Genomic DNA, 25,088 nt, shown 5'->3' on the forward strand with positions numbered 1-25,088 from the left:
GCGCGCTCCTTAATCTAACCGCCGTTTGGTTTTCATCCACGTCAACCCGATAAACATCACCGCCGACGCCATTAAAAACAGCGTGTTGATAATCAGCACTACCGGAATATTCCCCGCCAGGAACAGGCTTTGCAGCGTGCTCACGAAGTAGCGCGCCGGAATTACGTAGGTCACGGCGCGGATGACGGCAGGCATGCTGTCTATCTGGAAGATAAACCCTGAGAGCATTATCGACGGCAGGAAAGCGGCGTTCAGCGCCACCTGCGCGGCGTTAAACTGGTTGCGGGTGATGGTGGAGATGAGCAGCCCCATCCCCAGCGTGCTGAGTAAAAACAGGCTGGTGATAAAGAACAGCACGATCAGCGAGCCGCGATACGGCACGCCGAGGATAAAGACGGACACCAGCATGCAGAGCAGCATCGCCAGCATGCCGAGGAAGTAGTAGGGAATAAGCTTGCACAGCAGCAGCTCGACGCGCGTCACTTCGGTGGAAAGCAGCGCCTCCATGGTGCCGCGCTCCCACTCGCGGGCGATGACCAGCGAGGTCAGAATCGCGCCGATCACCGTCATAATAATCGTTACCGCGCCCGGAATAATAAAGTGCTGGCTGATGGCGGCGGGGTTAAACCAGTAGCGCGTCTGCACGTCGATAAGCGGCTTAAATTCTTCACCCCGGTCTTCGGCGCGCTGCATCTGCCAGAGCTGCCAGATCCCCTCCGCGTAGCCCTGCACGAAGTTCGCGGTGTTCGGCTCGCTGCCGTCGGTGATGACCTGGATCGGCGCATCGGTATTTGCCCGCGCCATGTTGGCGGCAAAATCCACCGGAATGACGATCAGACCGCGAATCTTCCCGGCCTGCATCTTCTGGATCAGCTCCTGGCGGTTGTCGCTGATGGTGGCATCAATGTAGGGCGAACCGGTCATGGCGTGGGTAAAGTCCAGCGCCTCTTCGCTCTGCTGTTCGAGTAAAATCCCGACCCGCAGCTTGCTGGAGTCCAGGTTAATGCCGTAACCAAAGATAAACAGCAGCAGCAGGGGGATCACCACCGCAATCAGCCAGCTGCTGGGATCGCGCACGATCTGCCGCGTCTCTTTAACGCACAGCGCGCGCACCCGGCGCCAGGAAAGGGCGTTACTGCGCATGGGCATTCTCCTTATCCCAGTCGTGGATGAGGGTGATAAACGCCTGCTCCATGGTCGGGTCCGGGACCTCATCGTCGGCGGCCTGGTTTTTCAGGTCGTCCGGCGTGCCGTGGGCAATCAGCTTGCCGCGATACACCAGCCCGATGCGGTCGCAGTACTCCGCCTCGTCCATAAAGTGGGTGGTCACCATCACGGTCACCCCTTTTTCCACCATGCTGTTGATATGCAGCCAGAACTCGCGGCGGGTAATGGGATCAACGCCGGAGGTCGGCTCGTCCAGAAACAGAATATCCGGCTCGTGCATCAGCGAGCAGGCCAGCGCCAGCCGCTGCTTAAAGCCGAGCGGCAGTTCGTCGGTGGCGTGGGAAGCAATCGTCGTTAACCCGAAGGCGTCGCTCATGCGGCGAATTTTCTCGTTCTGCGCCCGCCCGCGCAGGCCGTACACGCCGGAGAAAAAGCGCAGATTCTGCTCGACCGTCAGGTTGCCGTACAGGGAGAACTTCTGCGCCATATAGCCCAGGTGCTGGCGCGCCTTGCCGGAGCTGACCTTCAGATCCATATCCAGCACCAGCGCCTTGCCGGACGTCGGCACCAGCAGGCCGCACATCATCTTAAAGGTGGTCGATTTTCCCGCGCCGTTTGGTCCGAGCAGGCCAAAAATCTCGCCGCGCTTCACCGCAAAATTGACGTTGTCGGTGGCGGCGAAATCCCCGAACTTTTTGGTGAGGGATTTGGCTTCGATCACCGTTTCGCCCGGCGTACCTTCCACCGTGTGCAGGATCGCCCCAAGCGGCGACTCGGAGGTTCCCGCGCCGCCCAGCAGGTCGATGAACGCATCTTCAAAACGCGGCGCCGTCTCTTCCATCTCAATCGTCGGCATTCCAGGCGCCCGGCGAATATCGTCGACGGTGGCCTCTTTTTTGAGGATGACCCGCACCGAGCGGCCCTGAATCATCCCGTCGCTGACCTGCGGCAGCCTGAGCACCCGCTGCAGCAGCGAGCGGTTGGACGCCTGCGGGCTGTGCAGCAGGAAGCTGCGCCCGGCCATGCTCTGCGTCAGCGTCGTCGGCTCGCCCTGATAGAGCAGCTCGCCTTCGTTCATCAGCAGCACGTCCCGGCACTGCTCCGCTTCGTCGAGGTAGGAGGTGCTCCAGAGGATCAGCATCCCGTCGCCCGCCAGCTCGTGCACCATCTGCCACAGCTCGCGGCGGGAAATCGGGTCCACGCCGACGCCGGGCTCATCCAGCAGCAGCACCTTCGGCTCGCCCACCAGCGTGCAGGCCAGCCCCAGCTTCTGCTTCATCCCGCCGGAGAGCTTGCCCGCCAGCCGGTCGGTGAACGGGCCGAGCGAGGTAAATTCCAGCAGGCGGGCGAAGGTTTTCTCCCGGGTTTCGCCGGTGACGCTGCGCAGGTCGGCGTACAGGTTCAGGTTTTCCATCACCGTCAGGTCTTCATACAGGCCAAACTTCTGCGGCATATAGCCGAGCATGGCGTGGAGCGGGCCGTCGTCCTTTATCGGATCCAGGCCCAGCACGCGGGCCGATCCTTCATCCGGCTTCAGCAACCCCGCCAGCATCCGCATCAGCGTGGTTTTCCCCGCGCCGTCCGGACCGACCAGCCCGGTCACGTAGCCTTTCCGGATGGTGCAGTTCAGCGGCGCGACCGCAGGCTTATCCATCCCCTTAAAGCGTTTAACCAGACTGTTGAGCTGAATAACCGCGTCATTCATGTCGTTCCCCGCTGTTCACTTTTACGGTGACGGGCATGCCCTGGCGCAGGGCGTCGTCCGCATCGGTCACGATGATGCGCAGGCGATACACCAGGTCGGTACGCAGGTCCGGCGTTTCTACCGTTTTCGGCGTGAATTCGGCGGTAGGGGAGACGAAGCCCACCTTGCCGTGATACGGCTTGTCCGGGCGACCGTCGGTATAAAGCAGCAGCTCGCGGCCCGGCTGCATCTGGCCGAGATTGGGCTCATCAATGTAGGCACGTACCCAGACCGGGCGGGTCAGGGAGAGGGTTAACACGGTGCTGCCCGCGCTGAGCATGCTGCCCGGCTCGACGGCGCGGGTCATCAGCGTGCCGTCTGACGGTGCCACCAGCGTGGTGTCGTGCAGATCCAGCTCTGCCTGCGACAGCTGGGCCTGCGCCTGTTCAAGGCTGGCTTTCGCCTGGGCGATATCCTGCGGGCGGTTACCGGTGTGGTACTGGCTTAATTTATCCTGCGCGGACTTCAGGGTTGCCTGCGCCTGGTCGCGGGACGAGCGCGCATTTTCCAGGTCATTCGCGGAAATGGTGCGGCTTTTCCACAGCCCCTGCTGGCGGGCATAGAAGTTCTGCGCGTAGTCATAGGCCGCCTGTGCCTGTTTGACGGCGGCAGCGGCCTGGGCGATCTCTTCGTCGCGATAGCCGGCCAGCATCAGGTCATACTGCGCCTGCGCAACGGAAACGCCCGCTTTGGCCTGCAGCAGCGCGTTCTCATAGGGCGCTTTGTCCAGCATCCCCAGCGTCTGCCCGCTTTTAATGGCATCGCCTTCGTCCACGTTCAGCGAGGCGAGACGTCCGCCCACGCGGAAGCTCATGTTCACCGTGCGAATATCCACGTTACCGTACAGCGTCAGGCCTTTATCCTGATGGCTCTGATACCACAGCCATCCACCGACGCCCGCGGCAAGCAACACAACGACCACCAGAATGATGGCGACAGGTTTTTTCATGACTTCAGGCTCCTTTGCGTTAAGCCTTGCAGGATCAGATCGAGATGACAGGCGATCACCTCACCGATCTGCGCGGCTTTATCCTCATCAAATTGTGTCCAGCCGGTGCGTAACAGGATGGTTTCCCGGCCCAGACGGAAGGCAAGGATTTCACCCAGCAGGGCGTGGGTATGCAAAATTGTCGCGGTATCGCCGGCATCCCGCCCGGTATAGGCGGCGATCAGCCGGGTCAGGTGGGTATGCATCGGGGCAATCACCCGATCGTGTACCCGCTGGTAGGCGGCAGTGGGGGAGAGCTGCTCGCGGGAGATAAACTTGCTCAGGTTGAGCGTATCGTCGTGCGTCAGCACGCGGATCATGTTGTGGCAGGCACTCAGGATCAGCTGGCGGATGGCCTCGCGATCGGGCGATGGCTGGCCGAGCAGCGCGGTGGCCTCCTCAACGTGCGGGTGAAACTGCGTGCCGATAAAATCGGCGATCCACTCGGCGCAGGCGAGATATAAATCCTCTTTTGAGCCAAAATAGTAGGTAATCGCCGCAATGTTCTGCCCCGCCAGCGCGGCGATATCGCGCGTGGTCGCGTGCAGCCCATACTCACCAAACTGCGCCAGCGCGGCGGCAATAAGCTGGTTTTTGGCCTGTTCACCTTTGGTTGTTGTGGGTGTTGTATTCATGGCGGCATTAAAAATTAATCAATCGATTGATTAAGATTATGCTTGATTTGCATCCCCGTCGAGGGAACGCGGAGGGATATTTTATGCGCCACGTCACAAAAGCTGCTACACTCCGCCCCTTCGCGACATTGTGGTTTTTGTCCTCTCAATTGTTATATCTCCCTGAAAACTACACCTGTGATGGTCGGGGCGGTTCGGAGTTTTTATGTCTTTTGATTCCCTTGGCCTGAACCCGGAAATTCTGCGCGCGATCGCAGAGCAGGGCTACGTTGAGCCAACCCCAATCCAGCAGCAGGCTATTCCTGCCGTTCTTCAGGGCCGTGACCTGATGGCCAGCGCCCAGACCGGCACCGGTAAAACCGCGGGCTTTACGCTGCCGCTGTTAGAGCTGCTGGTAAAAAACCAGCCGCACGCCAAAGGCCGTCGTCCGGTTCGTGCCCTGATCCTCACCCCAACCCGCGAGCTGGCCGCGCAGATTGGCGAGAACGTGCGTGACTACAGCCGCTATCTCAACATTCGCTCGCTGGTGGTGTTCGGCGGGGTCAGCATCAACCCGCAGATGATGAAGCTGCGCGGCGGCGTGGACGTGCTGGTGGCAACGCCGGGCCGTCTGCTGGATCTGGAACACCAGAACGCGGTGAAGCTGGATAACATCGAAATTCTGGTACTGGACGAAGCCGACCGCATGCTCGACATGGGCTTTATTCACGACATTCGTCGCGTGCTGGCCAAGCTGCCGCCGCGTCGTCAGAACCTGCTCTTCTCCGCGACCTTCTCCGACGAGATCAAGGCGCTGGCGGAAAAGCTGCTGCATAACCCGCTGGAAGTGGAAGTGGCGCGCCGCAACACTGCCTCTGAGCAGGTGACGCAGCACGTTCACTTTGTGGATAAAAAGCGCAAGCGCGAACTGCTCTCCCAGATGATCGGTCAGGGTAACTGGCAGCAGGTGCTGGTCTTTACCCGCACCAAGCACGGCGCGAACCACCTGGCGGAACAGCTGAACAAAGACGGCATCCGCAGCGCGGCGATCCACGGCAACAAGAGCCAGGGCGCGCGTACCCGTGCGCTGGCGGACTTCAAGTCTGGCGACATCCGCGTGCTGGTGGCGACCGACATCGCCGCCCGTGGCCTCGACATTGAAGAGCTGCCGCATGTGGTGAACTACGAGCTGCCAAACGTGCCGGAAGACTACGTGCACCGTATCGGCCGTACCGGTCGTGCGGCGGCCACCGGTGAAGCGCTCTCTCTGGTGTGCGTGGATGAACACAAGCTCCTGCGCGACATCGAACGCCTGCTGAAGAAAGAGATCCCGCGCATCGAAACCCCGGGCTATGAAGTGGACCCGTCGATCAAAGCCGAGCCGATTCAGAACGGTCGTCAGGGCGGTCGCGGTCAGGGCGGCGGTGGTCGCGGCCAACAGCCGCGTCGTGCCGAAGGTGGCGCGCCGAAGACAGCGGGCAAACCGCCGCGTCGTGGCAACGACAGCAAACCGGCCGGTGACAATCCGTGGCGCAGCGGCGAAGGCAAGCCGGCAGGGGAAGGGCAGCGCCGACGCCGCCCGCGCAAGCCTGCTAACCCGCAGTAATCTGGAAGCCCGGTCGTAAAGCCGGGCTTTTCTTTTTGCGGCAGCGAAGAGAAAGTGCCACAATAGTGGCTGTTTATACAGTATTTCAGGTTTTCCAATGGCTTTAACCGCGGCGCTGAAAGCGCAAATAGGCGCCTGGTATAAGGCGCTACAGCAGCAGATCCCCGATTTTATCCCCCGAGCGCCGCAGCGGCAGATGATTGCCGACGTGGCAAAAACGCTCGCCGGGGACGACGGGCGACATCTGGCGATTGAAGCCCCGACCGGCGTCGGGAAAACCCTGTCGTATCTCATTCCCGGCATCGCCATCGCGCGGGAGGAGGACAAAACGCTGGTGGTCAGCACCGCCAACGTGGCCTTGCAGGACCAGATCTTCAGCAAAGATTTGCCGCTGCTGCGCAAAATCATCCCCGACCTGCGGTTTACGGCCGCCTTTGGCCGCGGTCGCTACGTCTGCCCGCGTAACCTGGCAGGGCTTGCCAGCAGCGAGGCGTCGCAACAGGATCTGCTGGCGTTCCTCGACGACGATCTCACGCCCAACAACAAAGCCGAGCAGGAGCTCTGCGCAACGCTGAAAGGCGATCTTGATGGTTATAAATGGGACGGCCTGCGCGATCACACCGATAAAGCCATCAGCGACGATCTGTGGCGCAGGCTCAGCACCGACAAGGCCAGCTGTCTGAACCGCAACTGTCACTACTACCGCGAATGCCCGTTCTTCGTCGCGCGGCGCGAAATTCAGGAAGCCGAAGTGGTGGTGGCTAACCACGCGCTGGTGATGGCGGCGCTGGAGAGCGAAGCGGTGCTGCCGGAGCCGAAAAACCTGCTGCTGGTGCTCGACGAAGGCCACCATCTGCCCGACGTGGCGCGCGACGCGCTGGAGATGAGCGCAGAAATTACCGCGCCCTGGTTCCGCCTGCAGCTGGATCTCTTCTGCAAGCTTGTCGCCACCTGCATGGAGCAGTTCCGCCCGAAAACCACGCCGCCGCTGGCGGTGCCGGAGCGTCTGAGCGATCACTGCGAAGAGGTTTACAGCCTTATCTCGTCTCTGAACAACATCCTGAATCTTTATCTTCCCGCAGCCCAGGAGGCGGAACACCGCTTTGCGATGGGCGAACTGCCGGAGGAGGTGATGGAGATTTGCCAGCAGCTGGCGAAGCATCTGGAAAAGCTGCGCGGGCTGGCGGAGATGTTCTTAAACGATCTCAGCGAGAAAACCGGCACCCATGACGTTGTTCGCCTGCACCGCATTCTGCTGCAAATGAACCGTGCGCTCGGCATGTTCGAAGCCCAGAGCAAGCTCTGGCGGCTGGCCTCGATGGCGCAGGCGTCGGGCGCGCCGGTCACCAAATGGGCCACCCGTGAAGTGCGCGACGGCCAGGTCCACCTGTTTTTCCACTGCGTGGGCATCCGCGTGGCCGATCAGCTGGAAAAACTCATCTGGCGCAGCGTGCCGCACGTGGTCGTGACCTCCGCCACGCTGCGCTCCCTGAACAGCTTCTCGCGGCTGCAGGAGATGAGCGGCCTGAAAGAGAAAGCGGGCGATCGTTTTGTCGCGCTGGATTCGCCGTTTAACCACTGCGAGCAGGGTAAGCTGGTGATCCCGCGCATGAAGTACGAGCCGCTTATCGACAACGAAGAGCAGCACATTGCAGAAATGGCGGCCTACTTCCGCGAACAGGTTGAGAGCAGGAAGTACCCCGGCATGCTGGTGCTGTTTGCCAGCGGACGGGCGATGCAGCGTTTTCTGGAACATGTGACCGACCTGCGCCTGCTTCTGCTGGTCCAGGGCGACCAGCCCCGTTACCGGCTGGTGGAAACCCATCGCAAGCGCATCGATAACGGCGAGCGCAGCGTGCTGGTAGGATTGCAGTCCTTCGCGGAAGGTCTGGATTTGAAGGGCGATTACCTGACGCAGGTGCATATTCATAAAATTGCCTTCCCGCCCATCGACAGCCCGGTCGTTATCACCGAGGGCGAGTGGCTGAAGAGCCTCAACCGCTATCCGTTTGAGGTGCAAAGCTTACCTGCGGCGTCGTTTAACCTTATTCAGCAGGTCGGGCGTCTGATCCGTAGCCACGGCTGCTGGGGGGAGGTGGTGATTTATGACAAGCGTCTGCTCACAAAAAATTACGGCCAACGGTTGTTAAATGCGCTTCCGATCTTTCCGATTGAACAGCCAGAGGTGCCCGAGGTAAAAAAACGCCCGGCAACACTGACCGCCGGGCGCAGGAAAAGCATCCGTGCTAAGGGGCGCGGTCCTACTGGTAAGTGAAGGTCACCTGCACCACGCTGCTGAACGTCCCCGCGCTCACCGGCATGGAGGTGGCGTAGTAGCGTGCGGCGAGTGGGAAGGTGGCCGTGTGATCGTTTTGATTAATCACCGCGTTAAAGCTCGCCTGCGGAGCGATGAGAATATTGTCCTGCCGGTCTGCCAGCTCCAGCGCCAGCCCCTTTGCGCTGCCGATATTGGCGAATTTAGTGGGGTGCGTGCTGTCCGCCTGGCCATAGAAGTAGGCGGTGGCAAGCGCGAGGCTTGGCGGGCAGTGGGATACTGACAGGGAAAAGTCTTTCCACTCGCCGGTATCGCCCACGTCTTTAAAATCACCGGATGCCGCCTGACCTAAATCCACCGTCAGGTTCCGGCTGGCGCTGTCGATGATGCAGGTATTGGCGTAAATGTTGCCCGTCATCTGGATCTGAATATCCTCGGCGTGTGCCTGGGCGATCAGCCCCAGCGCCAGAAACGCAATTATCTTCTTCATGTCAGTTACTTATAAGCAAGCGTGATAGTGGCAACAGTGTTGGCCGGACCGGGGGTGACCTCGTCGCTGACCTGCTCGTAGCGCACCTCAAACGGTATGGTCAGCGTTTCGTTGGCAATGGCTTCGCTTCGGGTGTTAACGTAGGTATCAAAGGTGGCGATATTGTCGTCGAACAGTATTCGGACACCGACGCCCGTCGCGACGCCGGTCTGCTGCGTGAGTTTCAGCACCCCTTCGAAGGCCGTTTCATAGCCGTTTGAGCTGGTAATTTTCACTTCAGGCTGTACGGTGCTGTTGCAGTTCACCGTGACGTCAAAGTTTCGTGCCGGGGAAGAGAGCATCCCCACGCTGATAAAATCGCTGACCGGGAAATCCCCCAGATTGACCGTCAGGTTTTTCGGCAGGACGGAGCAGGTGACCTCTTTCAGAATAACGTTGCCAGCATAGGAGATGGTGTTGGGATCGCCCAGCCCTTCGTGGTGATAAACCCCGATCCCAAAACGGGTCTGACTTTGATTCAGCGTGCCTGACGCTACGGTATCGCTGGTTTTGACCAACTCCAGCGTAACGTCGAAATTAAAGGTCTGTTTGCCATCGCTGGAAACATAACCCAACGGCGTTCCTGTGGAAATGCAGTTAACGCCTCCGGCTCCGCTGATGCGCTGCCCCTGATCGTTCATCAGGGCCACACCGATCCCAGGAACTCCCGAATCGTAGACACCTTTCAGGCCTGGAATCTCAGCCCCAGTGCCGTAGTAACAAGAGACAATTTCCAGCCCCTTATCTTCCGCATTGTCACAATTACCGGCGATATGGGCGATTTGCTCTGTACCCGGGATCGTTTCGCCAACGGCCAGCGTCGTGGGAACGGAGATAGAGGCCACGTTGATCATTTTCGGTAGGTCTGGCGTAGTACAGGTCGCCTTCGCATGCGGCATAAATAACGCGGCGGTTCCCAGAACCAGTAAGAAAAAGCACTGTTTAATCATTTGCATAATCGTTAGCCTGAACGGTGGATCAGTGACACTGCGCGGCAGCGTTAATGATGCTGGTTTTCTCTTTCTCATCCGTTAGCGCATAGTCAGCGACGCAGTGCTCGTTCGCCCCCTGTCCCCAGGAAACGTTGAGATGCCCTTGCTGCGGCAGACCAGAGAGGTAGGTCTGGCCGTCATTCCCGACAATAAATTCGCTGTCCTTATCCTCGGTGGTGACCGTTGCGCCGAAGGGCAGCGGTTTACCCTTTTGCGTAAGCGTCATCAGGACGCGGTTACCCACGCGGGTGTTAAAGCTGGCGCGCACCACGGCCCCGCGGGTTGGCGTCACGATCTGCGCCGCGTGGGTGACGTCGGCGTTGTCCGGTAGCGTTTCGGTATCCAGCGCGATGGTGTTGTGGCGATACGCGGTAACAAACGGCACGACGGTGTAGCCGCGGAAGTCGGTCTCGACGCCCGTCTGGTTCGTGATATGGGTTCCGTGCGTGCCCGGCGCTTTCACCAGCGCGATGGTGTCACCGAGCGGCTGGCTCAGGGTTATTCCGTTCGCATGGGCAACCACGCCGCCCTGCAAACCGACGTTCACGGTCTGCTGATATTTATCCTGACTGACGCCTGCGCTCACTTCACCATAGGTCGCTTTATAATCGGCGTTGATGCTGGTGGAGTTACCGCTGCCGGTGCTGCTCAGCCCTTCCTGGATGTTCCAGTTCAGGTTGTCCTCTTTCAGCGCCGTGCCGTTCAGGCCGATGTTCTGCGTCGTGCCGTCTTTGGTGTTGTTCAGGTTGTAGGTGGCCCAGGTGTTATGCATCCAGCGGTCCAGCGGCACCGAGACGCTCAGCGAGAACTGGTTGTCATTTGTCACCTCGTTACCGTCTTCATCGCTGTCCTGGGTGTTTTTGTTCATGCTGTAGCTGAGGCTGTAGCTCACCCCGTGCCAGCTATTGTTGTAGCTGACGCTCATCGAGGTCATGTTCTGGCTCTGACTCCAGTACGTCTCTTTCACCATGCTCAGGGTGACGGATCCCCAGCCTTCCGGCAGCGTCTGGTCGATGGTGGCTTCGGTTCGGGCGCGGCGCTGCTGCGGTGCAGACCAGTCGTCGGAGCGGGTATATGACTCCATGGTGTCTTCAAGGGTGTAAAACCCTTTGCTGTTGTAGCGATAGCCGGCCAGGGAGAAGTTGGTGCCTGACCGGGCGATGTCTTTGCTATAGCGCACGCGCCACGACTGGCCTTTGCTGGCCTGCTGTTTTTTCAACAGGGCCTTTGCGCGGGTCACGTCAATGGAAAAGGCGCCTAAATCGCCCATGTTTTTCCCGACGCCAGCCGCCTGAGACTGGTAATGGCTGCTCTGCTGCACGCCACCGTAGGCGGTGAAACCGTAGGGTAAACCGTAGATGGCGCTGCCCTGGGCAAACGGGGTCTTCTCGACGTCGTTGTCATAAGAACGGTAGCGTCCGGCAGTCACGCTGTAGCGCAGATTTTTTTCACGCTGCAATACCGGCACGGAGGCAAACGGCACGACGAAATGGCTTTCGCTGCCGTCGGTCTCTTTCACGGTGACCTGGAGATCGCCGCTGCTGCCGGTGGGGTAGAGATCGTTAATTTCGAACGCGCCGGGGGCGACCGTATTCTGATAAATGATGTAACCGTTCTGGCGTACCACCACCTGCGCGTTACTGTGGGCGGTGCCGCGAATAATGGGGGCATAGCCTTTTTCACTGTCCGGCAGCATGTCGTTATCGGATTTCAGCTCCACGCCGGTGTAGGGTACGCTGTCAAAAACGTCGGAAGGCGAGGAACTCTGGCCGACGGTGAGGTCGCTTTTCATCGCCACCATATCGCGTTGCGCGTAGGTATATACGGAGGTGAATTTTTGGTCCTCCTCGTTACCCGTGGTGCTGCGATTCCAGGTGGAATAGTTGCGAATGCGCCATGCGCCAATGTTCAAACCCGGACGCAGGTTAACGTACTGGCTGCTGTTATCCTGTTCACCCGGCTGGCGCGCATGGCTTTGGCTGGCATTTGCACTGTAGTTAAGCAGGCCCGCGTTAATTCCTTCGTCAAACTCTTTTGGGTCAATGTAGCCGCGAGGCACCTGACCGAGCGCCGACTGGGGAATGCTCAGCAGCAGTTGCTGGTTGCGAACGCGGAAGGTCGCGGATGCCGCAGGGATGGCGTGTAAATCGGCGCACTGGCCTTTGGCTTTCAGCTGCGGATATTTTTGGGTCTTGATCCCGAGGCTTTTTAAATCGTCCACGGTAAAGCAAGGTTGCAGCGTGCTGTTGCCCTGATCGTCTTTCTGCAGCGTAAAGGTAACATCGCGGGTATCAATTTTATTATTATTGATAAACACCGTAACCTGATATTTACCCGGCGCCTGGCCTGGGCCTTTTTCATAGACGGATAAATCGGTTTTTCCCTGCTGGGGATTATCAATATCCAGCAGGGCAGGGTTAAAATAATCATCAGCCATAACCTGATGCGCAAAGATCGCCATTACCAGGCCAAAAAGAATGACCAGCAATGACGAAAATCGGCAGGTGAACGGCTTTTTATGGCTGTACATGATTATTTTATTACCGGGGAAAAGTATTAATGAACGGATTTCGACCAGGTATGGCTGATGCTGCCGTAATCAGTAATAATGGAATACGTCACGTTCGAGCCTCTGACATTACCCGGTATGGCAAAATGCGTTTCTGTTTTTGGAACGGCCCAGGTCGCTTTCGTCACTTTCTGACCATTCAGGGTGACCGCCTGGAAATTCATATAAAACGGCGTGGGGTTATTCACCACCAGCTCGTTACCTTCGCGACGCCATTCAAGCTTATCGGCCACGTCTTCTGGTCTGCCTTTTACCGCAGACGGGCGATACAGCAATTTAATACGGGTATTAATCGCAATTTGCAGCGTATTCACGCCTTCCACCTGCTTTGAGGAAGGGATCGCTTTAATATTCAACCAGTACAGGGATTCCCTGTCTTCAGGCAAATTTCCGCCCGTGCGTACCACGCGCAGAACGTTATCTTCTTTGGCATCCAGACGGAAAAGCGGCGGGGTGATGAGGAACGGGGCTTTGGCCAGGTTTTTACCGCCGGAATCAACCCAGGACTGCACCAGATAATCCGTCGCATCTGGATTTGAAAGACCAAGAGATGATTCCTTTTTATCTCCCTGGTAGACCAGACGGGTGCCATTAATAATGACGCCCGCATGTGCAGTGGCGGCTACCAGTAAAAGCGTGCTCAGTAAATAACCGTGGCGCATACAGATTTCTCAATAAATAGATGAGATATTAATGCCCGCAAAAGCATTAATATCTCAGGATTGATAAGATCAGTTATAAATAACGGTGAAGGTCGATACAGAGTTAGCAGGGCCTGCGGTGATCGCAGCGCCGGTTTGGATATAACGGGCACCAAATTCCAGATCGTTAACCGCCGTACCGGAGGTTAATTGATACTGCTGCGATGGCGTATACAGGCTGACAGGCTGCTCTGAGGCATCAACCAGCTGAATTGCCACACCGGTCGCCGCATCGCTATCTGGCGTTAAGGCCAGCGTAGCGTTGTTATTCGCATCTGGCGTACCGCCGAAATTAATGGCTGCGGAGGTGACCGTGTCAGGACAATTCGTTAACTGAATATCAAACTTCGTTAATGTGCTGGTAGAGCCAGCACCGGTAAATACCGTTTTAGACACTTTTCCCAGCTGAACATTTAATGGATTACTTAATCCATTCACGACCTGACAAGCAGAATCGATAATTTCACCGGTGAAATTGATCTGACCTTCACCGTTTGTTGCCGCAAACGTGGATGCAGAACATCCCACCGCTGCGGCGATGATTAAACCTAAAGCAACCTTGTTCATAACAAATCCTGATATGTTTCTGGTGAGAGCGTTGCCTGGACGTTTTCACCGTTGACCCTTAATGACTTTCCACTGGTTATTTAAACAAATAATGGTGCATTAAGAATCTTCTGCTGGAATCACAAATAATTGAAATAATGCTTGAGTTTCATTTTTATCCTTAAAAACAGAACGTTGATGATGTAGAAAAAAACTAACGTCCGAACGTTTAACAGGGCTATATTGTTACCAGAAGGATATTTTCAGGAGAGATGTCGTGGATTATCGCAAGATTATCAAAGAGGTAGGCAGGGGCAAAAACCACGCCCGCGATCTGGACCATGAAACTGCTCGCGCCCTGTATACTCGAATGCTCGATGGCGAGGTACCTGACCTGGAGATGGGCGGCATCCTGATTGCGCTGCGTATCAAAGGCGAAGGCGAAGCGGAGATGCGCGGTTTTTACGAGGCGATGCAGGCGCAAACGCTGCGCCTGACGCCGCCGGTGGCAAAACCGATGCCGATTGTCATCCCGAGCTATAACGGCGCGCGCAAGCAGGCAAACCTCACTCCGCTGCTGGCGATCTTATTGCATAAGCTGGGGTTCCCGGTGGTGGTTCACGGGGTCAGCGAAGATCCCACCCGCGTGTTGACGGAGACCATTTTCGGCATGTTGGGGATTGAGCCAACGCGTCATGCAGGACAGGCGCAGGCGAAGCTGGATGGCCATCAGCCGGTTTACATCCCCGTCGGAGCCCTGTGCCCGCCGCTGGAAAAGCAGCTGGATATGCGCTGGCGGATGGGCGTGCGCAACAGCGCCCACACCCTGGCGAAGCTGGCGACGCCGTTTGCAGAAGATGCCGCATTGCGCCTTTCCAGCGTATCGCACCCGGAATACGTGGGGCGTGTCGGGAAATTTTTTGAGGAGATTGGCGGCAGGGCGCTGCTGATGCACGGTACAGAAGGTGAGGTGTATGCCAATCCACTCCGCTGCCCTCAGCTGATGCTGATCGATTCTGCCGGTACGCGCGCTGTTCTGGCGCGCGGGGAAGAGAATACGGACGTCATTCTCCCTGAAGCGAAAGACCCGCACACCACCGCGCACTGGATTGAACAGTGCCTCGCCGGAAGCGTGCCTGTGCCGCAGTCCATTAAGCTGCAGATGGCCTGCTGCCTGCTGGCAACCGGGGAAGTTGATACGGTCGAGGCCGGTCTCAAACGCGTGGACGCGGCGTTTTAGGCAAAAAAAAAGCCCGTCCAGTGGCGGACGGGCAAGCAAGGGTAACAAACAACAGGGTCAATGAGGGTTGGAGCAGCTCACCAGAGGGTTTGGCGAGGGGACAGCATTCATTCAGGCGATTATTTGTAGATAACCGCGGTACCGCTCAGCTTGTTATTGCCGTTAGCGGAGGTAATGGTGTATCCGCTTGCACCGGCAGCAGCCGCTTTCTCAGCCAGTTTGGCTTCCAGACCGTCTAGGGTGGTCGCGCCATCAGCACTCACCACACCAACTTTGTTCATGTTCTGTGCCTGAGCAGAAGAGACTGGCTCAACGGCGAAAGCGCCGAAAGACAGAGCGGACAGGGCAACAGCAGCTACAGCATATTTGATGGGTTTCATAAGTAATCTCTCGCAGGTGTTTCTGTTAAGGGGACAATGTTCCGTCGATGTGATGAGTATCACGTTTTTTCTTGAGAGATAAAATCGAAGAGAATTGACGTGGTCAATCAAAAAAATTGAATGACAAATAACTTATTGATTACTAATAAATTCAAAGTGGCGCTTTACACTTCTTGTGGATGCGCTTTACAGAACAAAAATGAAGGGCACATTTTGCTACGCGGTTCGCTAAAAATCGTGAGCGTAAAGGTAAGCGCCCCGGCGGTTAACTTAGGTAAAGGAAAGTCAACGTAACTGGCTGTCTTTCGAACCTCTGCGATTATAACCTGAATGTGAAGCATTTTTTGAATCTTTATTCTGCTGGCAGGTGATGCATAACCTTACCCCTGGAATGGCTTTTCGCCGCGCCTCCGGGATCGGCTCTCCACACTCTTCGCACTCCTCCAGGCTTTCGCCGCGTGGGATTTCACCGCGAGCGCGCGCAACCGCATCTTCAATCGTACTGTTGATCTGTTCGTTTACGGCGTCATCATTCGCCCAACCGGAAGCCATAGCATCCTCCTGAAATGGTGTTATGCCCTGCTTTTAATGTGGGGTTAAAAAATGAACAATCAAGGCGAGGAAGAGAGCAAACTGCATCTGGCAGGCAGATGCAGTCATGGGGTGGGGCAGATTATTTATAGATGGTCGCTGTGCCGTACATATGGTTATCTCCGCCAGCGGAATTCACCACGAAGCCTTTTGCACCTTCCTGGCGGGCTTTTTCCGCCAGTTTATTCTGCAGATCGTCCAGGTTACTTGCGCGGCTTACGGAGACGGTGCCTGCAGGCTGAAGCTGGCTGGTGTCGGTACTCTGGGTCAGCGACTGAACGGCCATCGCAGAAAACGACGCGGTCGTCAGGGCGGCGGCGATAACAACAAGGGTCAGGTACTTTTTCATAATCACATCCTCATGAGGAAACAACAGGTGATTCCCCTTAAGTTTAGAAGCCTGACGAGTGTGACTTAGCGCAAATATTTGATGATGATCTGCTTATTTTTTGAACGATAAAAGTTGACATTACGCTGACAGATCATAGACATAAAGGTGTTTGATTTATGGCGGCTTTTTAAGCGCCGCAGAGAAAGATTTACCGTTGGGCCAGCAAAGGGTATCTTACGCCGCTGTTTAAAGGAGAACGCCATGACTTCCCAAAAGCCGGGATTGCACCCACGAAACCGCCACCGCAGCCGCTACGACATGAATGCGTTATGCCTGAGCTGCCCGCCGCTGCAGGACTATATTGTCCAGACCCCCGCGGGTGAACCTTCGGTCAACTTTGCTGACCCCCAGGCGGTTAAAATGTTGAACAAAGCGCTGCTCGCACATTACTACGGTGTGGCGAACTGGGATATTCCGGAAGGCTTTCTCTGTCCACCCGTTCCGGGCCGCGCGGATTACATTCATCACCTTGCCGATCTTCTGGCTGAAGACCGTGATGGCATTATTCCTCAGCAGGCGACCGTGCTGGATATCGGCACCGGGGCGAACCTGATTTACCCGCTGATCGGCGCGCATGAGTATCACTGGCGCTTTACCGGAAGCGAAATCGGTGCCGAGGCCTTCGCCAGCGCCCAGGCGATTATCAACGCGAACCCGGGATTAAGCCGCGCCATTCGCCTGCGTCGTCAGAAAGAGGCCGCCTCAATCTTCAACGGCATTATTCATAAAAATGAAACCTATGACGCCACGATGTGCAACCCGCCGTTCCACGATTCGGCGGCAGCGGCCCGCGCGGGCAGCGAGCGCAAGCGCCGCAACCTGGGTCAGGCTGAAGACGCCGCGCTGAACTTCGGCGGTCAGCAGCAGGAGCTGTGGTGTGAAGGCGGCGAGGTGGCCTTTATCCTGCGCATGATTGCGGAAAGCAAACAGTTTGGCCGTCAGGTGAAGTGGTTTACGACGCTGGTTTCACGCGGTGATAACCTGCCGCCACTTTACCGCGCGCTCACCGAAGCGGGCGCGGTGAAAGTGGTGAAAAAAGAGATGGCGCAGGGCCAGAAGCAAAGCCGCTTTATCGCCTGGTCATTTATGGACGATAACAAACGTCGCAAATAGCGCTGCGCCGCAGGCCGGGTCAGGCGAAGCCCCCATCCGGCAACCCGGCTACAGCGTCGGCTCCTGCGGAGGGAGCGGCGCTGCGGGCGGCGGCAGGACCTGATACGTCTGTACCGGCATCCGCACGTTCGCCAGATCGAAGTGCTTTTTCACCATGCTGTCGAGCGCAAAGCGCACCGTCCACTGCTTCAGCGGCTGGGTGGTGAACGACACGCGCAGGGTAAAGGCCGTGTTCGTCAGCCCGACAATGCCGGCAAATGACGGCTCGCCAATCACCAGCCCGCGAATATCCTCCATCTGCATCAGCTCTTCTACCGCATCGCGCAGCGCCTGCTTCGCTTTATCGGCATCCTCATGACGGTCCACATCGTAGTTCGCCACCACGGAACCAATGCCGCGCACAAAGTTGGCAAAGGTGGTGATCGAAGACCAGGGGATGATGTGGTACGCCCCGGTATCCTGACGCACGCCCACCGAGCGAATCGACATCCGCTCCACCGTGCCGGTCAGCGGCCCGATGGTCACCAGATCGCCCGTGTTCATCCCGTTCTCAAACTGGATAAAGATGCCGGTAATAATATCCTTCACCAGCGTTTGCGACCCGAAGGAGATCGCCAGCCCCAGGGCACCTGCACCGGCCAGCAGCGGGGCGATATTCACCCCGATTTCTGACAGCACAATCATGATGGTGATGGTACTGATGATGACCGCCAGCGCGTTGCGGAACAGCGTCAGCAATGTGCGGGCCCGCGCGCTGGGCAGGGGCCTGCCGTGAATATCTGACACCAGACGGTTCTCGATGAGGCTCGCCAGCAGCGTCCAGCCGACGGCAGAGAAGAACAAAATCAGCGCGATGCGAATCAGAATGTCGACCGTTTTTTCACCTGCGCCGTTGTGCAGCCAGTTCCAGAAATCAAACAGGCTCCACGCGTTAAGGAGCAGCATGATCGCCACGCAGACGGTGAGAATGCGCGCCACCTTGAGGGATACCGACATCCAGCCGTTCACCCGTTTTTGCAGCTCCGGGTAATTACGCTGTACCTGCGGCGACAGGGTGATGGTTTTCGAGATCCAGCGCGACAGCAGCCCCGAGACAAATGCCGCGATGCCGATAATGGCCAGGCTTTTGAATGTTGCCCCCATCATAAATTTCAGGCTGTTTCCCGGGTCGAACAGCGAGAAGAAGCACAATACGATGAAGTAGGCGCTTGCCAGCCAGTGCCACACCAGGGCGAATGCGCGAATAAACAGGCTGAAGAACGAGAGGGAACGATCGGCCAGATGCAGCAGGCTCTCGGTGATGGTCTTTTTATTGTGGAAGATAAGGTACAGCGACCAGACGGTAATGCAGAGCATGATAATGACGTTTGCCAGCGCGCCAAACTGGACGTTCACCTGGTTGGAGATGATCGGCACGGCAACCAGCAGACCGTAGCCAATCAGCCCGCTGAGCACGCTCAGGCGCAGCGCCCAGTATGTTGCGCTCTCGTCCCGAATGGAGAAGGGACGCAGCGCCGGCACGTGAGGGCAAAAGAGTAACCGCAGCAGCGCCTTGAAGAACTCAATCAGGGCAAAGGCATTCAGGAAAAGCGACTGCTGGAAGGCGATGGTTTTGTTGCCCGCGTTCAGCCTGTCGGCCAGCATCTGGCCTAAGAACAGCGTCAGCGCCAGCAGCAGTAAATCGATGATAAACGCTGAGGCGATCATCAGCGGCAGGTGCAGCCAGCTGCTTTTCTGCTGATTCTTTCTGCGTCCCCATTGCCCCATTTTGCGGTACAGCGGCCACGCGCACAGGCGCACCAGCCAGTAAAAAAGGAAGACTGCACCGGCCAGCATCAGGAACTGCATGGCGGCGGCGGTAAACGTTTGTGGGTTAAACGGCTTATGCGGTGAGCCAATCAGGTTGCGGTAGAGCTGGGCAAAGCGCGAGGAGAGCGCTTCCCCATAGTGGCGGCTCACGTCGGTGACATTTTCCAGCACCGTTTTTTGCTCCTCCTCCTGCGGAGGGGTGAGGGTCGGAACGGTTTCCTGGGGCGGCGTGGCGGCGGCTTTGCGCAACTGCTCGATTAATTCCTTTCGGGAGGTGTCGTTCTCAAGAACATCGGCAAGCGCGCCGTAAGCCGCTTTCTTCTGTTCAACATCCGGTTCCGGCGGGGGCGTACTTTGCTGGCTGGCGGTTGTTCCGGTGGTCACACCGGGGATCGCGACGGCGAACGATGGCGCACTAAACAGGCTAATCAACAGCAACAGGATCCACGGCACGGCGTCCTCCGGTGAAAATGTCGAACAAAATGATAAGTATAGAAGTCGGGACGCGGAGGGGGATTTTTGGGAACAATCTGGCGTAAAAAAGCCGGGCAGGCCCGGCTTAGCGTAACGCGAGGGATCAGGAGACGTGCTGCAGGAACTCCTGCAAACGCGGGCTCGGCGGATTCGCAATCAACTCCTGCGGGTTACCGTCTTCCGCGATACGGCCTTTATCAATGAAGATAAGGCGGGACGCCACTTTCTCCGCGAAGCCGATTTCGTGGGTCACGATAACCATCGTCATCCCTTCTTCCGCCAGATCCTGCATGACCTTCAGCACCTCGTGACGCAGCTCCGGGTCGAGTGCGGACGTAGGCTCATCAAACAGCATCAGCTTCGGTTTGACCGCCAGCGCACGGGCAATCGCCACGCGCTGCTGTTGACCACCGGACAGCTCGGAAGGGTAATGATGGGCGCGTTCTGCGAGGCCGACCTTCGCCAGCAGATCTTTCGCCAGCGCTTCTGCCGCCGCTTTGTTGGCACCGCGCACGCGCAGCGGGCCAAACATCACGTTCTCCAGCGCCGTCAGGTGCGGGAAAAGGTAGAACTGCTGGAACACCATGCCCGCTTCCTGACGAATCAGACGGTCATCCACTTTCGGGTCATTCACCTTCAGACCGTCGACAATCAGGTCGCCGCTGGTGATCTCTTCCAGCTTGTTGATGCAGCGCAGCAGGGTCGACTTACCGGAGCCGGATGGCCCGATAATCACCACCACTTCACCCTGTTTGATGTTCAGATCGATATTGTGCAGCACCTGGGTTGGGCCAAAGTGCTTGGAAACGTTTTTAAATTCAATCACAGGATTTTCATCCTTCTTTCAAGACGACGCAGAACGAAGCTCAGAACCAGAGTAATGATCAGGTAGACAACGGCCACCGCACTCCAGATTTCCAGCGCGCGGAAGTTGCCAGCAATGATCTCCTGCCCCTGACGGGTCAGTTCGGCCACGCCGATAACAATGAACAGCGACGTATCTTTAATGCTGATGATCCACTGGTTGCCCAGCGGTGGCAGCATGCGACGCAGCGCCAGCGGCAGGATAACGTGGCGGATCGTTTCGCGACGTGAAAGGCCTAATGCCAGACCGGCTTCACTGAACCCTTTATGAATCGACAGCACCGCACCGCGGGTAATTTCCGCAATGTAGGCGCCCGAGTTGATCATAATGGTGACGACGGCGGCGCTGAACGGGTCGATGCGCAGGTCGGTGAATGCCATAGGCAGGGCGAAGTAGATGAACATGACCTGCACGACAATGGGGGTGCCGCGGATCACTTCGATGAAAACCAGTGCGATGTGGTTTGCAATCCAGCCACCGTAGGTGCGGGCGAAACCGGCGACAAGACCGATAATCAACCCGCCAACCAGACCCAGGACCGAAATCCACAGGGTCATTTTAGCGCCTTCAAGCAAGAGTGGAATGGCAGGCCAGATGGCGCTCCAGTCAAACTGCATGATGTATTCCTGTATACCGTGGTGAAAAACGAAAAACGTAGGCCCGGTAAGCGGCAGCGCCACCGGGCGTTACAAACCTGAATTCAGGTGAAATTATTTAGGCTCGGTACCGAACCATTTTTTGTAGATTTCGTTATAGGTGCCGTTCTCTTTCAGCGTTTTCAGCGCGCCGTTAACTTTCGTGCGCAGGTCGTCGCTGCCTTTCGGGAAGGCGATACCGTACTGCTGAGCTTCCACAGATTCGCCCACAGATTTGAACTTGCCGTTGCCCGCGGTTTTGATGAAGTACAGGATGTTTGGCGTGTCGTGCAGCACTGCGTCAGCGCGGCCGGTACCCAGCTCCATGTACGCATTGTCGATATTCGGGAACTGGCGCAGGTCTTTGGTTTTGATATTCGCTTTCGCGTAATCAACTGACCCGGTGCCGCTCTTCACTGCCACCACTTTGCCGTCGAGATCTTTCACGCTTTTTACGTCGTTATTATCGGCTTTGACCATCACCAGCAGGCCGCTTTTGTAGTAGCCGTCAGAGAAGTCGATCGCTTTTTTACGCTCGTCGGTAATGGTGATACCCGCCAGCGCCAGATCAACGTTCTTGGTTTGCAGCGCCGGGATGATGCCGCTGAAGTCCATCGGCTTCAGGGTGTAATCCAGCTTGAGTTCTTTTGCGACTGCGGCCCACAGATCCACATCAAAACCAACGTATTTATCACCCTGTTTGAATTCAAACGGAACGAACGCCGTGTCGGTCGCCACAACCAGTTTGTCGGCAGCCTGAGAGGACACCGCAAAAGCCAGGGTAAGTGCAGCCAGTGAAACTTTTAATACAGACTTCATAGCATTTCCTTTTATATCCACGGGGCGATCCCCTGCGAGAACTGATGGCACAATGAAAAAATCGTGCCAACTTTACAAGCTGTTGTTTTGCAAAGGGGATGATGTCATGCATTGCACAATAAATGGGGCAATGAGGTTTTATTGCACCAAAGTGGAGCACTGTTTTGGTGCGCGTCGTTTGGCTCAACTGACAGGGAGATATTTAGCGTAAATTCTGACGAAAAAACAATCTTCCGTTAACGGTTGTGTGAGGTGATTATTACAATTTCTTCACTTTTGCACGTTCTCAGGCAAAAAACGTGCACCATAGATGTGCAAAACCCTCACCGGAAGGCGAGGGTTTGATAGAAAATTCGTATGAATTATTCGATGTTAGATTCGATGAACCACAGGAACTGATCCAGATCGCGGGACGCGGCGGTGAAGATATCTGCGGTATCTTCGTCTTTCGCTTCGCTAATCGCTTTGCGCACATCGTTCGCCACAATCGCGTAGCGGTCCGCCAGCTCTTTCAGGTGATCCTGAACGGTGTGGATATCCAGCGGATAGCTTTTCAGCGGGGTTTTGCTGTTGATCACCTGTGTGGTACCCAGCGCCACGCCGCCTAACTGAACGGCACGTTCAGCCATCGTATCGAGGTGGGTAACCAGTGCTGTGCGGAAGCCATCCAGCATTTCATGAACGGCAATAAAGTTTGCACCGCGCATATTCCAGTGGGCCTGTTTGGTGATTAGCGAAAGATCGATGAACTGGATCACCTGGCGATTCAGCAACTCAATGGTCGCTTTTTTGTCGCTGTCCGATACATCGTTACGGGTATAAAGCAGATTAGACGCTTTCGTTTTCACCAGTTTAGCGGTACTCATAATCTCATATCCTCTTGATGTTTATGTCCCAGGTAATTACGGAACTAAGTATAGCACCGGATTTTTTCTCTGCGGTTTGGCTGTGCCTATTGGTTTAATAGCGAGAAGGAGGTTGAGAATTTAATTTATTGAAAATGTTGAATAATTTTTAAATTGATACAGATCAATCTTAATTGCTGAATGAGGAAGTCCGCGCAGAGGGATATTTAGCTGGCAGGAATCAGAGTGTAAGAAATTATAACGACTGTCTTTTTGGCCTTTATTCTGCATGGCGTGGAAGCCATGCAGAATATATGGCCTTAGTTGATATCCACTTTCTCAACTTTAGGTTCGGGGCGCATGGTGAGCGTCGATCCCATTGATGCCGCGATAATCGAGCAGAGCGCCAGCGTCTGGGTCAATGTCAGGGTTTCACCGAGAAACACCATCCCGGAAATGGCTGCAAGCGCAGGCTCCATGCTCATCAGGGTGCCAAATATGCGCGTCGGCAGACGCGTAAGGGCAATCATCTCCAGAGAGTAGGGGAGTGCGGTAGAGAGAATCGCAACCGCCAACCCGATGGGCATGACGGACCATTGCCAGATCGATTCTGTCGCCTGCGCCATGCCGATGGGCACAAACACGATGGCCGCAATCAGGGAACCCAGCGCCACCGTTGCCGGTCCGTGCTCTTCCCCTGCGCGCTGGCCGGTGAGGATATAGACAGCCCAGCAGGCACCTGCGCCCAGCGCCAGCGCTGCGCCCGTCAGGTCAATCTCAGAAACGCTTTGGCCCAGCGGCAGCAGGAACCATAAGCCCAGTACGGCCAACACGACCCAGATAAAATCGACCGGACGTCGGGAGGAGAACAGCGCCACCGCCAGCGGGCCGGTAAACTCCAGCGCGACGGCAATACCCAGCGGTATCGTCTGGATGGAGAGATAGAACAGGTAGTTCATCGCCCCCAGGGAGAGTCCATAAAACAGCAGCGGTAAACGCTGCTCCTTTTTAAAGCGCAGTCGCCACGGTTTAAAAATGACCACCAGTATCGCCGTGCCCAGAACAATACGCAGGGCGGTCACCCCTGGCGCGCCAACCAGTGGAAAAAGCGATTTTGCCAGCGAGGCGCCGCTTTGAATGGACAACATGGCAATGAGTATGACTGCAACCGGCAACCAGACCGACGACGTGCGGGATAACCCAGGCATCCTTTCTCCTGTCAGCTTATGTCAAATGAGGTAAAGGTTGCAGTGTAAAGGAAATATGCGGCGACGGTTGAGGCGCTGTTGAAAAAAAAGCAGGTGAAATCCGTAAAATGGATAAGCGCTGGTGGATTTATCGCCTGTCAGATTAGGAATAATCTGGATGAATGTAACGGCGCAGACGCGCACTATGCGCATTTAGTAGTGAAAATTGCATGTGATTTGAAAGAGATAGCTTACGCTGGAAACGTTCTGTTACAGGAAAGGCTTCATTAGACATCACGAATCACAAAGAGTTTCGCAAATTTTTTTGATATATTTAAAACTTACGGACTTACTTGGATCACATTTGAGGTGGTTATGAAAAAAATTGCATGTCTTTCAGCACTGGCCGCTGTACTGGCTGTTTCCGCAGGTACCGCTGTAGCTGCTACTTCTACTGTTACTGGTGGTTACGCTCAGAGCGACTATCAGGGCGTGATGAACAAAGCTAACGGTTTCAACCTGAAGTATCGTTACGAGCAGGATAACAACCCACTGGGCGTGATCGGTTCTTTCACCTACACCGAGAAAGATCGTTCTGAAAACGGCGCATACAACAAAGGCCAGTACTACGGTATCACTGCTGGTCCAGCTTACCGTCTGAACGACTGGGCAAGCATCTACGGTGTTGTAGGTGTTGGCTACGGTAAATTCCAGCAGACCGAAAACGAAGGTCTGAACCGCACTGCAAGCAACAGCGACTACGGCTTCTCCTATGGCGCAGGCCTGCAGTTCAACCCAATCCAGGACGTTGCTCTGGACTTCTCCTATGAGCAGAGCCGTATCCGCAACGTTGACGTTGGCACCTGGATCGCGGGCGTAGGTTACCGCTTCTAATCACTTCGGTGATTAAATAAAAAATCCGCCCACTGTGGCGGATTTTTTTTGTCGAAGATAAAAGCAAAACGGCAACCTGAGGTTGCCGTTTTGAGTGTTGGTTCCCTCTCCCCG

Annotated in this window: 23 protein-coding genes; 5 read left to right on the forward strand and 18 right to left on the reverse strand. The window is 56.4% G+C overall.

Annotation, left to right across the window (positions count from 1 at the left end):
• Positions 1-9: 9 nt before the first annotated feature.
• From AA74_RS0117110 to cecR, 4 genes are read right to left on the reverse strand one after another with little or no spacing between them, the layout of a single operon-like run.
• Complete coding sequence (locus tag AA74_RS0117110; protein WP_025912866.1) at positions 10-1,143, reverse strand: ABC transporter permease; 1,134 nt, start codon at positions 1,141-1,143, stop codon at positions 10-12.
• Positions 1,133-2,872: an ATP-binding cassette domain-containing protein gene (locus AA74_RS0117115; RefSeq protein ID WP_025912867.1), complete on the reverse strand. Its 1,740-nt coding sequence runs from the start codon at positions 2,870-2,872 to the stop codon at positions 1,133-1,135. The genes AA74_RS0117110 and AA74_RS0117115 overlap by 11 nt, the downstream gene beginning before the upstream one ends.
• Complete coding sequence (gene hlyD / locus AA74_RS0117120) at positions 2,865-3,860, reverse strand: secretion protein HlyD (protein WP_025912868.1); 996 nt, start codon at positions 3,858-3,860, stop codon at positions 2,865-2,867. Before hlyD ends, AA74_RS0117115 begins: the two co-directional genes overlap by 8 nt.
• Entirely contained in the window at positions 3,857-4,534 is a 678-nt protein-coding gene (gene cecR / locus AA74_RS0117125; protein WP_023343624.1) for a transcriptional regulator CecR, read from the reverse strand. Before cecR ends, hlyD begins: the two co-directional genes overlap by 4 nt.
• A 205-nt stretch (positions 4,535-4,739) precedes the next feature.
• Here cecR and rhlE point away from each other — a divergent pair, with 205 nt between their 5' ends.
• Both rhlE and dinG read left to right on the forward strand, forming a co-directional pair.
• Positions 4,740-6,119 (forward strand): ATP-dependent RNA helicase RhlE, encoded by a 1,380-nt coding sequence (rhlE, locus tag AA74_RS0117130; protein ID WP_008501155.1) that lies wholly within the window; start codon positions 4,740-4,742, stop codon positions 6,117-6,119.
• A 97-nt stretch (positions 6,120-6,216) separates the two neighbouring features.
• A complete protein-coding gene (gene dinG / locus AA74_RS0117135; protein WP_021240984.1) occupies positions 6,217-8,394 on the forward strand; it encodes an ATP-dependent DNA helicase DinG in 2,178 nt (725 codons plus the stop codon).
• On the opposite strand, the gene AA74_RS0117140 is transcribed toward dinG, so the two are convergent.
• The 5 genes from AA74_RS0117140 to AA74_RS0117160 form a co-directional block, all read right to left on the reverse strand.
• A complete protein-coding gene (locus AA74_RS0117140; protein ID WP_008501157.1) occupies positions 8,381-8,884 on the reverse strand; it encodes a fimbrial protein in 504 nt (167 codons plus the stop codon). The two genes, dinG and AA74_RS0117140, sit on opposite strands and share 14 nt — an antisense overlap.
• Before the next feature lie 5 nt (positions 8,885-8,889).
• Complete coding sequence (locus tag AA74_RS0117145; RefSeq protein ID WP_025912869.1) at positions 8,890-9,879, reverse strand: fimbrial protein; 990 nt, start codon at positions 9,877-9,879, stop codon at positions 8,890-8,892.
• Positions 9,880-9,901: 22 nt separating this feature from the next.
• The gene (locus AA74_RS0117150) at positions 9,902-12,445 is read right to left on the reverse strand and encodes a fimbria/pilus outer membrane usher protein (RefSeq protein ID WP_155267975.1); all 2,544 of its coding nucleotides are present in this window, start codon (positions 12,443-12,445) and stop codon (positions 9,902-9,904) included.
• A 26-nt stretch (positions 12,446-12,471) separates the two neighbouring features.
• Positions 12,472-13,146, reverse strand: a complete 675-nt coding sequence (locus AA74_RS0117155) for a molecular chaperone (RefSeq protein ID WP_008501161.1) — start codon at positions 13,144-13,146, stop codon at positions 12,472-12,474.
• A gap of 69 nt (positions 13,147-13,215) precedes the next feature.
• A complete protein-coding gene (locus AA74_RS0117160) occupies positions 13,216-13,752 on the reverse strand; it encodes a fimbrial protein (RefSeq protein ID WP_021240980.1) in 537 nt (178 codons plus the stop codon).
• A 256-nt stretch (positions 13,753-14,008) separates the two neighbouring features.
• Between AA74_RS0117160 and ybiB the strand changes: the two genes are divergently transcribed.
• Positions 14,009-14,971 carry a DNA-binding protein YbiB gene (gene ybiB, locus AA74_RS0117165; RefSeq protein ID WP_023326955.1) on the forward strand — a complete coding sequence of 321 codons (963 nt, stop codon included), beginning with the start codon at positions 14,009-14,011 and terminating at the stop codon, positions 14,969-14,971.
• Positions 14,972-15,090: 119 nt separating this feature from the next.
• On the opposite strand, the gene ybiJ is transcribed toward ybiB, so the two are convergent.
• From ybiJ to mcbA, 3 genes are all read right to left on the reverse strand, one after another.
• Positions 15,091-15,351, reverse strand: coding sequence for a DUF1471 family protein YbiJ (gene ybiJ, locus AA74_RS0117170; protein ID WP_025912871.1), 261 nt, complete (start codon positions 15,349-15,351; stop codon positions 15,091-15,093).
• Positions 15,352-15,636: 285 nt separating this feature from the next.
• On the reverse strand, positions 15,637-15,903 hold the full coding sequence (locus AA74_RS0117175) for a DksA/TraR family C4-type zinc finger protein (RefSeq protein ID WP_023292949.1): 267 nt from the start codon (positions 15,901-15,903) through the stop codon (positions 15,637-15,639).
• A gap of 121 nt (positions 15,904-16,024) precedes the next feature.
• Complete coding sequence (gene mcbA / locus AA74_RS0117180) at positions 16,025-16,291, reverse strand: DUF1471 family periplasmic protein McbA (protein ID WP_021240977.1); 267 nt, start codon at positions 16,289-16,291, stop codon at positions 16,025-16,027.
• Between the two features lie 243 nt (positions 16,292-16,534).
• Here mcbA and rlmF point away from each other — a divergent pair, with 243 nt between their 5' ends.
• Positions 16,535-17,446, forward strand: a complete 912-nt coding sequence (gene rlmF, locus AA74_RS0117190; protein ID WP_025912872.1) for a 23S rRNA (adenine(1618)-N(6))-methyltransferase RlmF — start codon at positions 16,535-16,537, stop codon at positions 17,444-17,446.
• A 48-nt stretch (positions 17,447-17,494) separates the two neighbouring features.
• On the opposite strand, the gene ybiO is transcribed toward rlmF, so the two are convergent.
• The 6 genes from ybiO to rhtA all read right to left on the reverse strand — a co-directional run bounded on the left by ybiO (position 17,495) and on the right by rhtA (position 24,101).
• Complete coding sequence (ybiO, locus tag AA74_RS0117195; RefSeq protein ID WP_025912873.1) at positions 17,495-19,708, reverse strand: mechanosensitive channel protein; 2,214 nt, start codon at positions 19,706-19,708, stop codon at positions 17,495-17,497.
• 124 nt (positions 19,709-19,832) lie between these two features.
• Positions 19,833-20,555: a glutamine ABC transporter ATP-binding protein GlnQ gene (glnQ, locus tag AA74_RS0117200; RefSeq protein WP_008501169.1), complete on the reverse strand. Its 723-nt coding sequence runs from the start codon at positions 20,553-20,555 to the stop codon at positions 19,833-19,835.
• Entirely contained in the window at positions 20,552-21,211 is a 660-nt protein-coding gene (gene glnP / locus AA74_RS0117205) for a glutamine ABC transporter permease GlnP (RefSeq protein ID WP_003858462.1), read from the reverse strand. Before glnP ends, glnQ begins: the two co-directional genes overlap by 4 nt.
• 93 nt (positions 21,212-21,304) lie before the next feature.
• Complete coding sequence (gene glnH, locus AA74_RS0117210; RefSeq protein ID WP_025912874.1) at positions 21,305-22,048, reverse strand: glutamine ABC transporter substrate-binding protein GlnH; 744 nt, start codon at positions 22,046-22,048, stop codon at positions 21,305-21,307.
• A gap of 362 nt (positions 22,049-22,410) precedes the next feature.
• On the reverse strand, positions 22,411-22,914 hold the full coding sequence (gene dps / locus AA74_RS0117215) for a DNA starvation/stationary phase protection protein Dps (protein ID WP_008501171.1): 504 nt from the start codon (positions 22,912-22,914) through the stop codon (positions 22,411-22,413).
• Positions 22,915-23,213: 299 nt separating this feature from the next.
• Entirely contained in the window at positions 23,214-24,101 is an 888-nt protein-coding gene (gene rhtA / locus AA74_RS0117220; RefSeq protein WP_008501172.1) for a threonine/homoserine exporter RhtA, read from the reverse strand.
• Positions 24,102-24,455: 354 nt separating this feature from the next.
• Between rhtA and ompX the strand changes: the two genes are divergently transcribed.
• Positions 24,456-24,974 (forward strand): outer membrane protein OmpX, encoded by a 519-nt coding sequence (gene ompX, locus AA74_RS0117225; RefSeq protein ID WP_008501173.1) that lies wholly within the window; start codon positions 24,456-24,458, stop codon positions 24,972-24,974.
• Positions 24,975-25,088 lie beyond the last annotated feature (114 nt).

Origin of the sequence: Enterobacter sp. 5-4 (assembly GCF_000612205.1) — a bacterium.
In the GTDB taxonomy this organism is placed as follows: domain Bacteria; phylum Pseudomonadota; class Gammaproteobacteria; order Enterobacterales; family Enterobacteriaceae; genus Enterobacter; species Enterobacter roggenkampii.